This is a genomic window from Caldovatus sediminis (genome assembly GCF_014644455.1).
Taxonomy (GTDB): domain Bacteria; phylum Pseudomonadota; class Alphaproteobacteria; order Acetobacterales; family Acetobacteraceae; genus Caldovatus; species Caldovatus sediminis.
This window is the reverse complement of the sequence record NZ_BMKS01000025.1, coordinates 25,059-37,373: the sequence shown is the minus strand read 5'-3', so window position 1 is coordinate 37,373 and position 12,315 is coordinate 25,059. Positions and strand designations below refer to the sequence as shown.

At 74.9% G+C, this 12,315-nt stretch carries 10 protein-coding genes; all 10 read right to left on the bottom strand.

The window, feature by feature from the left end:
• Positions 1-751: 751 nt before the first annotated feature.
• The gene (locus IEX99_RS21600) at positions 752-1,234 is read right to left on the bottom strand and encodes a hypothetical protein (RefSeq protein WP_229678208.1); all 483 of its coding nucleotides are present in this window, start codon (positions 1,232-1,234) and stop codon (positions 752-754) included.
• A complete protein-coding gene (locus IEX99_RS21595; RefSeq protein WP_188904197.1) occupies positions 1,231-1,428 on the bottom strand; it encodes a hypothetical protein in 198 nt (65 codons plus the stop codon). The genes IEX99_RS21600 and IEX99_RS21595 overlap by 4 nt, the downstream gene beginning before the upstream one ends.
• Before the next feature lie 197 nt (positions 1,429-1,625).
• Entirely contained in the window at positions 1,626-1,895 is a 270-nt protein-coding gene (locus IEX99_RS21590; RefSeq protein ID WP_188904195.1) for a Pam3-gp28 family putative phage holin, read from the bottom strand.
• On the bottom strand, positions 1,892-2,158 hold the full coding sequence (locus IEX99_RS21585) for a hypothetical protein (protein WP_188904194.1): 267 nt from the start codon (positions 2,156-2,158) through the stop codon (positions 1,892-1,894). Before IEX99_RS21585 ends, IEX99_RS21590 begins: the two co-directional genes overlap by 4 nt.
• Positions 2,159-2,204: 46 nt before the next feature.
• Positions 2,205-2,468 carry a DUF6127 family protein gene (locus IEX99_RS21580; protein WP_188904192.1) on the bottom strand — a complete coding sequence of 88 codons (264 nt, stop codon included), beginning with the start codon at positions 2,466-2,468 and terminating at the stop codon, positions 2,205-2,207.
• Positions 2,469-2,476: 8 nt separating this feature from the next.
• Entirely contained in the window at positions 2,477-3,784 is a 1,308-nt protein-coding gene (locus IEX99_RS21575) for a phage tail protein (protein ID WP_188904190.1), read from the bottom strand.
• Position 3,785: 1 nt separating this feature from the next.
• Positions 3,786-5,852 (bottom strand): hypothetical protein, encoded by a 2,067-nt coding sequence (locus IEX99_RS21570; RefSeq protein ID WP_188904187.1) that lies wholly within the window; start codon positions 5,850-5,852, stop codon positions 3,786-3,788.
• Positions 5,849-7,510, bottom strand: coding sequence for a hypothetical protein (locus IEX99_RS21565; RefSeq protein WP_188904184.1), 1,662 nt, complete (start codon positions 7,508-7,510; stop codon positions 5,849-5,851). The genes IEX99_RS21570 and IEX99_RS21565 overlap by 4 nt, the downstream gene beginning before the upstream one ends.
• Positions 7,510-11,583, bottom strand: a complete 4,074-nt coding sequence (locus tag IEX99_RS22735; protein ID WP_188904182.1) for a phage tail length tape measure family protein — start codon at positions 11,581-11,583, stop codon at positions 7,510-7,512. Before IEX99_RS22735 ends, IEX99_RS21565 begins: the two co-directional genes overlap by 1 nt.
• The gene (locus IEX99_RS21555) at positions 11,583-12,266 is read right to left on the bottom strand and encodes a hypothetical protein (protein WP_188904180.1); all 684 of its coding nucleotides are present in this window, start codon (positions 12,264-12,266) and stop codon (positions 11,583-11,585) included. The genes IEX99_RS22735 and IEX99_RS21555 overlap by 1 nt, the downstream gene beginning before the upstream one ends.
• Positions 12,267-12,315: the final 49 nt, after the last annotated feature.

Here is a 12,315-nt window from a genome sequence, read left to right as displayed (position 1 = left end):
AACCGCAGGCGCAGCCTGAAACCTAGCCGTTCTGCGGCCTTCCGCGCGCGGTCCGACCGGTCAGGGCGGCCGATCCGGCGCGCAGGGTCGTAGCAAACCCCGTAGCACGAACGCGCGCCGTCCCGCGCGGCGGCGGCCATTGCCAAATTGGCGCCCAGGACTGGTGACAACATTGTCGCTCTTGCGCTCGGGGCTGGCTGGTAGCATAGTCACCCCTGTCAGCAGGTGGTGGGGGCGCCCCCCCCCAAGGGGGGCGCCAGAGCACCACCGACCGGAGGCCTCGCGGCTGGGAGGCGTCCGGCAGGCCCGCCAGGGGGCCTGAGCGCGACGGAAGGCCGCCCCCCTCGCACCGGGGGGGCGATGGCCGAGCTGTCAGCCGGCGCAGGGGTGGTGCCCTGCGCACTGGTCCGGTGCCGCGCCGAGAGGCGCGGCGGTGGTGTCCGGACTAGACCACCGACCCTCGCCGGGGGGCCGAGGCCCCCCTAATCCAGGGCCTGGGTCGGTGGCGACGGGGACCCCGCAGGGACCGGGCGGGGGCCGACCCCAAGGGGGGGTGACCCCCCATCCTGCGGCCGGACCGGTCAGCCGCAGGAGCCGCCATGGGGACCTAAGGCGGCGTCCTGGCAACAGCAGACCCGCGCCGGGGGGGGCGCCCCCCCGGCAATGCCGGTGGCGCACCGGCATCAGGGGGTATGCGAGGGGGCGGGCCGCCGGGCCCGCCCTTTTTTTTGGCCGCGGCGCGCGCCGGGCGCTAGCCGCGCAGCGCCTCCCCCGCCAGCCGCCAGCACGTCGGCCACCGCTCCGGATGCGGCTTGCCCGGCCGCCAGAGCCGCAGGTAGCAGGCCCACGCCGCCCGCTCCTCGGTCGGGATCGGGTGCGGGTCCGTCCACAGCAGCAGCCGCGCGAAGGCGCAGGCCAGCGCGTCGTTCTGTTCCAGGGCCGCCCACACCGTCTCCGGCTCCGGCTTCACCAGCAGCGCCTCGCACACGAAGCGCGCCCGCTCCGCCGTCGCCCGGTGGCGCAGCACGCCGGCCACACCACCGCCCCGCTCGAACTGCCAGAACCCCATCGCGTGCGCGACCGGCACCTGGCGCCGGTGCCGCAGCCCGCTCTCCTGCACCGCGATGGCGAGCAACAGCCGCTCCGCCTCCGCCGTGTGCGGGATCCGGCAGGCCTCCTCAAGCCAGGCCAGCACCGGCCGCACCGTCAGCCGCAGCAGCAGCGCCGGCGTCACCCCGCCGCCCTCCGCCTGCGCAGCCGCTCCACCTGCGGCCTCAGCCGCTTGGCGAGCAACAGCTTCGCCCGCGCCAGGTCGAGGGCGCACACCCGCACCTCGGGGAACAGCTCGGCTACCAGCGTCCAATGCCGGCCCGAGCGGCTGGCCCGCACCCGCAGCCGCTCCCCCAGCACCTCGATCGCGAGGTCCATGATCCGCCTCCTGGATGTCGGGGCGTGCCCGTCACCAGCACACGCCCCGGATGCGCACGCGCAGTTCGTGGTAGTCCGAGAGCATCCGCCGCAGCTCGGAGTCGCCCGCGAGCTGCTCCATCTCGGCCAACGCGCGTCGCTGCGCCTCGCGGTCGTAGACGGCGAGCGGCGGGCAGAACGGCCGCGGCAGCCGCGGCTCAGAAGGTGCCGTCGCGCAGGCGCTGCTCAGCGCCGCCAGCAGCGCGGTCGCGCTCGACCGCCGCATTGCCCGCCTCCGTCGCCCGCGTCTGCGCTGCCTCGGCCACCGCCGCGCGCCGTTCCACCGCCGACCAGATGGCGGCGAACAGCACCACCAGCGCGCTCGCCGCCTCATGCGCCGTCCCGGTGTCCAACCAGCCCTTGGCCGCGAGCCAGCCGGCCCCGTAGGTCAGGGCGTGGCGCAGCAGGGAGAGCAGGGCCGCCTTCATGCCCCGCCCTCCGGCCGCCGCTGCCGCAGCGCCTCGATCGCCGCCTGGCAGGCGGGATCGGCGGCGAGATGGCCGAGCGAGGCCACCGCCGCCTCGATCGCCTTCTCGCGGTCGGAGAGGTCGTCGTTGCGCGCGATCGCCTCGACCCGCGCGCCCAGCGTGATGGCGCACGCCGCCGCGTCGATCGCGGCGCGCTGGTCGAACTGCGCGCACGCGGCGACGGAGAGCGCCGCCAGGGCGGCGCCCGCGATGGTGGTCCGCATTGTGTGGTCTCCTGTCTGCGGCCCGCCCCGCGCGGGCCGATCCGCCTCAGCGGCCGCGGATCTGGGAAGCGACGCCGATCGCCAGCGCGATCAGCACCGCGGTCGTGAGCGCCTTGACGACCGCGCGCCAGGCGGTGCGGCGGGCGTCGCGCCAGGCCTCGAGCAGCCCGCGCAGCTCCCGCACGTCGCGGGCCGCGGCGTCGTCGTGCAGGCCGATCTCGCGCAGCGCGCGGCGGGCGCCCTCCTCGGCGGCCTCGGCCATCAGCGCGCGCAGCGCCGTGGCCTGGATCGGCGTCGTCGTCTCGGCCATCGGCGCCCTCAGAGCTTGATCATCACGTTGAGGAAGCCGGTCGGCTGCATGTTGTTGTGCGCGCCGCCGCCGCCGGCATTCGCTATGCTGACGGTGTGCGTGTGGTCCGACACGGCATTGACGGTGATGGTGTGTGAGTGCGCGCCCTGCGTGTCCGACCAGCCGCTCGAGGGGCCGATGGCCTGGCCCGCGCCGCCGGCCTGGTTGACCCCGTTGAGGCCGCGCGGGAACTCGATGAGGTGCGCGTGCGCGCCCTGCGTATCGGCGGACGCCGTGTGGCTGTGCGCGCCGGCCGCGCCGGTCGAGCCGGTATGATTGTGCGCCGGCATCTCGGCGATGCTCAGCGCGTGCGTCTCGGCGCCGAGCCATTGCCCGAGAGCGCGGCTGGTCAAGCCGCTACCGGCGCCGGCCACCGCCAGCGCGCGGCCCAATGCGCGCGGCAGGGTCAGCGTCTTGCCGGCGTTGAAGTCGGCCAGTGCGCTCGCCCCGCGCCCGCCCGAGACCGGCGCCCAGGTGTCCGCCACCGTGTTCCACAGCAGCTCGTAGAGCCGCCAGGTGTCGGCGTTCGCGCGCGTCGTCGCGCCGCTCCCCGCGGCGCCGATCGAGCCGTCGTTCATCAGCACCCAGCCCGCAGCGGCCGTGCTGCGGTAGGTCGTCCTCACGTCGCCCGGCGCCCAGTCGGCGTAGGCCGGGCGGTCGAGGACGAAGCAGTCCGCCGCGGCGTCGTAGAAGCAGTCGAGCCACTGCCCGGCGGCCCAATCGCCGGTCCACGACGCCACCAGCGCGCCCGCACGGAACACGTTGAGCGGCTTCGTCGCGAGGCTGTTGACCCGGAGCGTGCAGTCCGTCGAGGCGGCGAACGCAGCCCGGAAGTGGACGCGCATCCCGTCCACCAGCGCCGGCGGCGCTGGGGCGCACGCGACGCGGATGTTCCGCGCATTGCCGGTCGCCGTGCCGCCGTACATCGGCAGCGAGACGCCGGCCGCGTCCACGCTGAGCCCGCCGTTCTGGCCGATGTATGCCATGCGGCTCGCCGGCACCTCGCAATAGACTGTGCAGGCGCCGGCGAAGTTCAGCTTCGCCGTGGTCCCGGCGCTGTTCCACAGCACCGTGTCCCGGCTGATCGTGTCCGGGCTGCCGTGCGTCAGCGTGCCGACGCCGGCCTCGAGCTGCGTGGCGTCCTGGATCCAGTAGAACACCTTCGCGCCGCTCGCGAACTGGCTACGGAAGCGGACCCGCCCGGTCGCCGCGCCGATGAGCGAGACGGTGCCCGTGCCGGGCGCGTTGGCGGTCTCGACGATCGCGTTGCCGAGCATGTCACAGCCTCTCCGAGAATCGCGCGCGCCAGGTCCGCAGCTTCGTCCCCGGCGCGATGAATCCGACCGGCGCGAGCATCCGCATCGGCCCGAACACGGCCTCGCGGTTGCGGTCCGCGCTGGCGGGGAACGGCACGAACAGGACGTTGCGGCCGAGCGCGGCGGCCTGCTCCATCGCCATGAGCTGCGCCCACATGTCCGCGTCCTCGGTCCACTGGTGCGAGACCTCCCAGGCGCGCTCCGCCCACAGCAGCTCGTACCAGGTCTGGCCGCCGCGGGTGCGCGCCTCGCGCGCTGCCCGCTCGGGGGCGAACACCGTCTCCGGGTGGAAGTTGAAACGTGGCTGCCAGGCCGGCCCGGCGTAGGCGAGCGCGACGCGGACGAAGCCGTCTCCGTTCGACGGGTCCTCGATGTCGCAGCGCGCGTAGCGCCCCGCGATCTCCGCGGGCGCGACGTGCACGCGCTGCGAGGCCGCACGCGGGATGCCGTCATCCAGCCACCCGCTGTCGTAGGCGGCGGCGCCGTCGAGCGTGCTGCCGTCCGTGCTGATCTGCAGGCGCGACCCGTCGTTGAGGGCCGGAGTGTAAACCGCGATCCGACGGACCCCCAGCGTGGCCGCGACCGCCGAGCCGACCAGCGCGAGGCGGGTCAGCGTCGCCGGCATCGCCGCCGGGGCGTGCGTGCTGTGCGCAGTGCCGTTCGTCGCGCCCGTGAACGTCGTGTCGTCCCACACCATGACGGTGCGGACCGTGGCGCCGACCGAGACCGGGATGTTGGAGGTGTCGGCGCGGATCGTGCCGCCCTCGTGCAGCAGGCCGTCCACCATCCCGGTGCTCGGCGTGTATCGGATCGTCACCCGGTTGCTGTTGGAGCCGTCGTCGAGGCGGATGTCGGCCGTGCCGGTGCCGACGCCGGTCTCGGCGACGACGAATTCGGCGAACAGGGCGCCGCCGTCCGGACTGTTGCGGTAGTTGTCGCCCGGCGCCCAGGTCAGAACGTCGGCGTTGCGCGTCGTGGCCGCCGGCGAGCCGACATCGGGCAGGATCGGCAGGCTGGCATGTCCGCCCTGCTCGAGCTGCGGCGCGCCGATGCGCAGCGTCACGTCCGCCGCCTGGCCGTTCGTGAACGCATAACGCAGGAACATCCTGGTGTAGGCGGTCGAGGCGTTGGCGAAGGTCGCCGTCACCGATGCCCGCTGCGTGCGCAGCGGATCGCCCGTCGGCGCCACCGCAGCGGTGTAGGAGGCGAGCACCGCGCCGCCGGAGTCGAGCTCCTGCAGGAACAGGGTGAGCGTCACGTTGGTCGTCGAGCCGGAGACCAGGCGGAGATAGACGCTCGCGGTCCAGGTCTGGCCCTGCGCCGCGGCTACGGCCGTGCTGGTGTCGAAGATGCAGTCCCGGTTGAAGGTCGCGGTCGGCGTGCCCGCATAGCCCAGGTCGATGCCCGGGATGCCGCTCTCGGTCACGGAGGCCGTGACGGAGCGGGTCATCCCGTTGAGCGTCCCGCCGACGGTCCAGTTGGTCGGGGTGCCGCCGGGCGAGCCGGTGGACGCGCCCTCGCCGCGCGGGTTGCGGATGCCGTTGGTCCGCGCCTGCGGCTCGAAGATGTGGCCGAGATACGCGAGCGTGACCGGGTCGTAACCCTCGCGCGGCACGCCCGCGCCGAACTCGGTCAGCGTGCCGGCCGCATCGAACGCCCGCGCCTTGGTCGCGCGCGTGAAGGTCGCGCCCGAAGGCAGCGAGAACCCCGGCGCGAAGTCGAGCAGCGCCGCCGGGGTGCGCTCGACGATGCTGTCCCGGCCGCCGACGCGCCAGCGCACCCGTGCCCCCGGGGTCAGGTTGGTCCGCGCCAGCGCGAAGGCGCGCCAGCGGCTGTTGGCGAGTCCCGTGTCGGCGGCGAACCACGCGCCGGCCTGCGGCGTCAGCACGCCGACGGCGGTCTGCCACGACGACGCGGGGTCGCCATGCTCGGTCACGAGGTTGCTCACCGGGAGCTCGCTGGCCTCGCTGCCGGCGGTGAGCGCCGCGGTCAGCAGGTGGTTGTTCCAGCCGAAGACCGCGTTGCTCATACGAGGATTTCCAGCACGGCCACGTCGTCCTCCAGCACGCGCAGCCGCTCGCCGACGATGGCGCCGGCGCGGCCCTGGCGCAGGTCGTCGAGCGGGTACTCGATCCAGACGCGCTGCCCGACGTCGGCGTTGACCGCGAGGGCGAGCGGCACCGTCACCGCGAGCAGCCGCCGTCGCACGCCCCAGAGCGCGCCCAGGCCGGCGACGATCGTCTCCGCGTCAGCCTTGCGCGTCACGGCGCCGCCGAAAACCTGCGGGTCGCTCGGGCGGCGGTAGGACGACAGCACCGTGGCGCTGCTCCATCCGGCGATCCGCGCTGGCTCGCTGATGTACCCGCGCTCGGCGGCGGTGATGCTGCCGTGCAGGTCGGCGGTCGTCGGCCCGGCCCAATTGCGCTGGTACGCCAGGCGCAGCCGGTATGGCGGCGGGTCGAGGCCCTCGGGCAGATCGAGGACCGCGACATCCATGACGGCGGCCGAGGTCAGCACCAGGTCCGGCGGCGCCGCCGGGTCGGGCGCGCGCAGCAGCCACGGCCGCAGCTTGCCGTCCCGCGTGTGCACGAGCTTCGCGCCGATGGACTGCAAGCAGAAGTCCAGCACCGCGACGGCCTGCACCGGCTCGGTGCCGGTCCAGTAGCCGCCGATCATCGTAGGCAGCGCCGCGAACGAGGACGCGTCCACAAGATCGGTCGGCATCTGCAGGTCCTCGAGCAGCGTGTAGCGCATGACATCGCCAAGGGCGGCAATCGCGCCGGCCTGCGGGAACGCCCCCGTCACGTCCACCGTGATCGGGTGCGCCGGGTTCGAGCCGAGCTGGAACAGGCCCTTGCTGTTGTCGGTGCGGTACTGGCCAGGGGGCGTGCTGCCCGAGTAGAGGTTTGTCGTGTCCCCGGCGTAGGCGATGCCGCCGGTGTGGCCGCCCTCGTAGAGCGCGACCACCGCGCCGGGGCCGTCCGTATACTGGAAGATGAGGTTCCCGGGGTCTACGAGCACGGCGGGGACGCGGCGCAGCGGATTGGCGGCGTTGCCGCCGCGCGCCCGCGGCTTCGGCTTGCCGGCCAGGTCCTCGCCGCCCTCGAGCCCGCCGCTGCCGGCGTAGAGCACCGACTGGATCGGCCGCTCGAGCCAGTATCCCAGGTCGCGCAGCGGCACGACCAGCGCGTCCTCCTGCGCGAGCCACGGCGCCGCGAGGCAGCGCAGCAGGAGCGAGAGCTGAGCGAAGGCGGGCTCGCGCCAGATGCCGCGCGCCGCGCCCCAGACGCGCCGGCCGACGTAGAGGCGCACGTCGCGCGAGTCCGAGTTGAAGCCGGCGGCGACGCCGGAGAGCGCGCCGTCGGCATTGCGCAGGACGGCGCGGCCCCAGGCGACGCCGGTGCCGGTCTCCCACGGGGCGACCAGCACGCGGCGGTCGATCGCCGGCGCCTCGGCCAGGCGCGCGGGGTAGGCGCGCACACCGCCAGGGTCGGTCGGCCGCGTCACGTAGCCGGAATCGCTGGCGCGCAGCGTGGTGGTGGCCGAGAGCTGCGAGCCGGTGAGCTCGACGGTCCCGCGCGCGCGCGTGCCCCAGCCGAGGGCGAGCTCGAAGTTGCCGACGACGGGCGAGGCGGCGTCGATCTCGATCGCGACCAGCAGCGGGCCGCCGGAGGGCGCGAGCGGCATCAGGCGGCGATCCGCGCCGGGGCGCGGCTGCCCTGTTCGACGGCCGCGCGCAGGCGCCGCACCTCCTGGCGCAGCGCCGTCAGCTCCTCGCGCAGCGTGTCGGTCTGCCGCCGCGTCTCCTCGCGGTAGATGGCGTCGGTGAGCTGGCCGGGCGCCATCTCGCCGACCCGCTCCAGCGCGTCGGTGACGCGGCGGAACGCCTCGACGTAGCCGACGCCGGAGCCGTGGACGCCGCGCGCCGCCTGCAGGTAGGCGTCGGCGTAGCCCTGGAGCTGCGCGATCGAGGACCAGTCGCCGGCGGCCGCCGCGCCCGCGACGGCCTGGAACTGCCGCTCGGCCTGGCGGAACTGCTGCTGCGGCGAGAGCGGCGACAGCGGCGAGTAGGTCAGGCTGCGCGCGTAGTCGGCGAGGCTCGTCACCTGCGCCGCGGCGATCTGCGCGCGGCGCTCGACCGAGGCCGGGTCCTGGCCGAGAAGCTGCTGCCGCAGCCGCTCGCGCTCGAGGCGCTGCACCTCGCGCATCTCGGCGACCAGCTCGGCGATCCGCGCCGGATCGGTGCCGAGCGACCGGAGCCGCGCCTCCGTCTCCAGCTGCTCCATCCGGGCGGCCAGGTCGAAGAGGCGGAGCCGCGCGCGCCGCGAGGCGGGGTCGTCCTCCTCGGCCTGGGCGCGGCGGAGGTCGAGCTGCGCGATGATCTGGTCCTGCTGCACAGCCGCCTGCCGGCGCTGCATCGCGATCTCGCGCTGCAGGCGCTCGCGCTCCAGGCGCTGGACCTCCGCGAGCTCGGCCATGAGGCGCTGCATCTCGGCCGGGTTCCACTCGGCGAAACCGAGGTCGCGCAGCCGGCGCTCGAACTCGGTGCGCTCGACGCCCGCCTGGAGGTCGAACGCCCGCATCCGGGCGCCGCCGGCGAGGGCGAGGTCGCCCATGGCCATGGCCCGGCGGCCCTCTAGCCCGGCGAGGATGCCGCCGAACTCGGCGTTCCACTCCTCGCGGAAGCGCTTCACGGCGCGGTCGCGGGCCTCGACCAGGCCCTCCTCGGCGAGGCCGAGGCGCCGGGCGCTCTCGATCGCCTCGCCGAAGGTCTGGTTGAGCTGGCGCCAGCGCTCGACCCAGGTGGACACCGCCTCGCCGGAGCGGATCAGCGGCTCGTAGACGTTCTTGATCCAGTCGGCGCCGCCGATCAGTTCCTCGAGGCTGCCGATCGTGCCGGCGCGGAGCATCCGCTCGACGTAGGGGTTGTCCGAGCGCAGCCGGTGGATGTTCCCCATGATCATGCTGGGGATGTCCGGATACTGGTTCGGATGTCCCTGCGCCGCCGGGCCGACGCCGATGTAGCCGAACGAGCCGGCCTGGGCCGGGTCCACGTAGATGCCGCGCTCGTACAGCAGCCTGTTGACCTCGCCGGCCGCCTGGCGGATCTGGGCGTCGATCTGCGCGAAGTCGCTGACGTGCTTGCTGCGGCTGTCGAGCACCCCGAACTCGCCCGCGCCCGTGCTGCCGAGGATGATCGCGCCGCCCGGGTGGGTCTTGGCGCCGGGCAGGAACAGGCTGGCGAGCGCCAGCGCGGCGCCGGCGATCCAGCCGTAGACCGGGATGGCGCTGGCCGCCGCGGCAGCGCCGAGCAGGCCGGACGACGCGGCCGCGCTCGCCCCCATCAGCGCGCCGCCGGCGGCCTGGGTGTAGCCGCCGACGCCGCCGCGCTGCAAGCCCGAGTAGATCCCGTAGGCGCCGCCGGCGATGCCGGCCAGGCCGCTCAGCGCGGAGCCGTATGTGAGCACCGGCAAGGGCCCGGCGGGCAGCGCGGCCTGCAGGGCCTCGACGGAGCCGAGCCCCAGGGTGCCCGGCGCAGCGGCCGTCGCGCTCCCGAACACGGGGGCCTGCAGGAACGAGTCGATCAACGGAATGCCGACGGACCCGATGCCCTGGCCCGACAGGAAGCGGTAGATCGAGGTGAGGTAGCCAAGCGAGTTGATGTTCAGGCCGCCGACGCCGAACAGCCCGCCCCCGCCGCCGCCGACGCCGACGCCGGCCTTTGGCTCCCCGCCCAGGCTGACCGGGGCGCCGTAGCCCAGCACACCGCCCGCGGGCGACACGAGCACGGACCGGCCGCCGCCGCCGCCGAACAGCGGCCCCAGGATCGACACCGCGCCGGCGTCGCCGAACAGCCCCGCCACGATCGGCTGCACGACCGGCCGGATGATCGCCTCCGCCGCGATCCGCGCCATCAGCGAGCGGAAGGTGCGCTCGAAGGTCTCGAGCATCCCCTGCCAGCCGCGCGAGTTCCTGCTGAACAGGTCGGCGAAGCGGTCGCTCGCGTAGTTCACGATGGAGTCGGTGACGCGCTCCGCCTGGCGCTGCCGCGCCTCCTCCGCGCGCTCGACCGCCCGGCGCTGTTCCTCGATCGCGCGCTGCCATTCGCGCTTCTGCTGCTCCTCGAATCGCTGCTGCTCACGGGCCTGCTGCTCGGCCAGGCGCTGCGCCTCGCGCGCCGCCTGGTCGGCCCGGCCCCGCGCCGCGCGCGCCGCCTGGTCGGCCGACCGCTCCGCCCGCTGCAGCGCCTCGTCGCGGCGCTGCAGCGCCGCGGCGAGCTGCTGCTCCGCCTCCGCCAGCTCGATCACGCCCGAGGCCAGCGCGCGGCGGATGGTGGTGACCTCGCGCTGGTAGGCGCGCTCGATGCCGATGCGCCGGTCGGTGCTCTCGCGCAGCGCCTCGTAGGCGCCGCGGGCGGCCTCGGCCTCGATCCGCGCCCGCTCCTCGGCGCCGCGGATCGCGACCTCGGTGCGCTCGCGCTCGGCGCGCTCCTGGATCTCGATGAGGCGGATCTCCGCCTCCTCCAGCCGCCGCGCCGCCTCGGCGACCTGCTGCTGATAGACCGCGTCGGCGCTCTCGCCGGCCTGCTCGGCGGCGACGCCGAGCAGGCCCTGCCGCACGGCGCCGCGGCGCGCCCCCGCGGCGCCGCCCTGCGCCGTCGCCAGCCCGGCCCGGGCGCTCTCCACCGCCCGCGCCGCCACCGCCTCGGCGCTGTAGAAGCCGATGACCCCCTTCAGCGCGCCGTCCAGCGCCCCGACCGCCGCGGCGAGGCCGTTGATCGCCGCGGTGGCGGCCTGCAGCGGCCCGAGGTTGCCGATGCGGACCAGGAACTCCTGCACGTTCTGGCTCAGCGTGTCGTAGGCGCCGGCCAGCCCGCCCGCTTCCGCCGCGCCGGCGCCGCCCACCCGGCGCTCCAGCGCCTCGAGGATGACGCGCTGCGCCTCCGCCACCTCGCCGGTCTCGACGAGCGCCTCGATCACCCGCTTCTGCTCGGCGGTGAAGACGACGCCGATGCGCGTCAGGGCGGAGAGCCCCTCGGCCGGATTGTCCAGCGCCCGGCCGAGCTGCACCGCGGCGCTCTCGATGGTGCCGAAGCCGACCGCGGCCAGGTCCTGCGCCGCGCGCAGCGCGCGCTCGAAGGTCTGGCCGGCGATGCTGCGGAAGGTGAGCAGCTTCTGCGCCGCCGCCTCGACCCCCTCGGTGCTGGCGAGCGTCCCCCGCGCGATCTCCTGCGACATGGCGCGGATCTGCTCGGCGGTGAGGCCGGCGGTGTGGCCGGTAGCGCGCAGCACCGCGTCGGTCCGCATGCCCAGCCGCTCGAATTCCTCCGCCGCCCGCACCCCGGCGGCCATCGTCGTGGCGAGCGTGGCGACGGCCGCCGTGGCAGCCGCCGCCGCCACGCCGAGCGCGGACATGCCCGCCGTGCCCGCCTGGGAGAAGCCGGACAGCGCCGTGCTGCCGATGCCGAGCTGCCCGGCGAAGCCCTGCACCTGGCCGCCGACCTGGGCCAGCGCCCGGCCGAGGACGCCGGTATTCTGCGCCGCGCGCTCCGTCTCCAGCGCGTAGCCCTGCGTCCGCTGCGCCGCGCGGTCGGTCGCCTGCTGCGCGCGCTCCATCGCCGAGACGAGGCTGGGCGAGGAGGTCCGCAGCGTCTCCCAGGCCCTGGCGAGGTCCTCGTTGCTCCTCGCCGCCTCCTGCATCTGCTGGCGGAACTGCTCCAGGCCCTCGGCGGAGAGGCGGAAGGAGTAGGACTGCGCCATCAGCGGCCGCCTCCCGCGGCGCCGACGGTGGCGAGCGCGCGGTCCATCAGCGCCGGCATCTGCTCCTGCGCCTCGCGCATGATGGCGGCGGGGTCGAACACGCGCGGGATGCGCGCGGTGCGCACCAGGACGAACATGGCGATGAAGTCCTCCCCGATGCCGGACTGCACGCGGGCGCGCGACTTCGCGGCCTGCATGCGGCGGCTGCGCGCCGTCAGCACGCCGCGCGCCCGCCGGCTGGAAGGGATCGCGAGCACGCCGATCGAGACGCCGCGGCGCCTGTGGTTCGGGATGTAGACGAGGCCAGGAAAGGCGCTCGGCGGCAGCAGCCGGCCGCGCCCGTCGCGCTGGTTGTGCAAGGGAATCGCGAGGGCCTTGCGGTCCCGCACGGTGATCACCGCGCCCTCGGCCATCTGCCGGAGGATCGTCTCGGCCTGCCGGCCGCGCGGAAAGATCACGCCGGTGGGGTTGTAGGCGAGCCGCGCGCCGCGCGGGTGGACCTCGGCGCCGATGACATTGGGCAGGCGGCGGCTGGTGCTGCGCGCGCGGATCTCCTCGCGCATGCGGGCCAGGGCGAACTGCGTCGCGCCGGTGACCGCCGCCTTGAGCGCGAGGAGGATGTCCGACTGCGCCGCGCGCACGGCATCGGGCCGCACGCCGCCGGAGACGCGGATGGCGATCATTCTGTTGCGCTGCCGGATTCCAGGGGGTTACGGTCGGGCGGGCCGTCGC

What these genes read in the sequence shown, in the direction of transcription:
- IEX99_RS21595 (WP_188904197.1), bottom strand. Translation starts at nt 1,428, where the DNA reads ATGGACCTCGCGATCGAGGTGCTGGGGGAGCGGCTGCGGGTGCGGGCC.
- IEX99_RS22735 (WP_188904182.1), bottom strand. Translation starts at nt 11,583, where the DNA reads ATGGCGCAGTCCTACTCCTTCCGCCTCTCCGCCGAGGGCCTGGAGCAG.
- IEX99_RS21570 (WP_188904187.1), bottom strand. Translation starts at nt 5,852, where the DNA reads ATGAGCAACGCGGTCTTCGGCTGGAACAACCACCTGCTGACCGCGGCG.
- IEX99_RS21585 (WP_188904194.1), bottom strand. Translation starts at nt 2,158, where the DNA reads ATGCGGACCACCATCGCGGGCGCCGCCCTGGCGGCGCTCTCCGTCGCC.
- IEX99_RS21575 (WP_188904190.1), bottom strand. Translation starts at nt 3,784, where the DNA reads ATGCTCGGCAACGCGATCGTCGAGACCGCCAACGCGCCCGGCACGGGC.
- IEX99_RS21590 (WP_188904195.1), bottom strand. Translation starts at nt 1,895, where the DNA reads ATGAAGGCGGCCCTGCTCTCCCTGCTGCGCCACGCCCTGACCTACGGG.
- IEX99_RS21555 (WP_188904180.1), bottom strand. Translation starts at nt 12,266, where the DNA reads ATGATCGCCATCCGCGTCTCCGGCGGCGTGCGGCCCGATGCCGTGCGC.
- IEX99_RS21580 (WP_188904192.1), bottom strand. Translation starts at nt 2,468, where the DNA reads ATGGCCGAGACGACGACGCCGATCCAGGCCACGGCGCTGCGCGCGCTG.
- IEX99_RS21565 (WP_188904184.1), bottom strand. Translation starts at nt 7,510, where the DNA reads ATGCCGCTCGCGCCCTCCGGCGGCCCGCTGCTGGTCGCGATCGAGATC.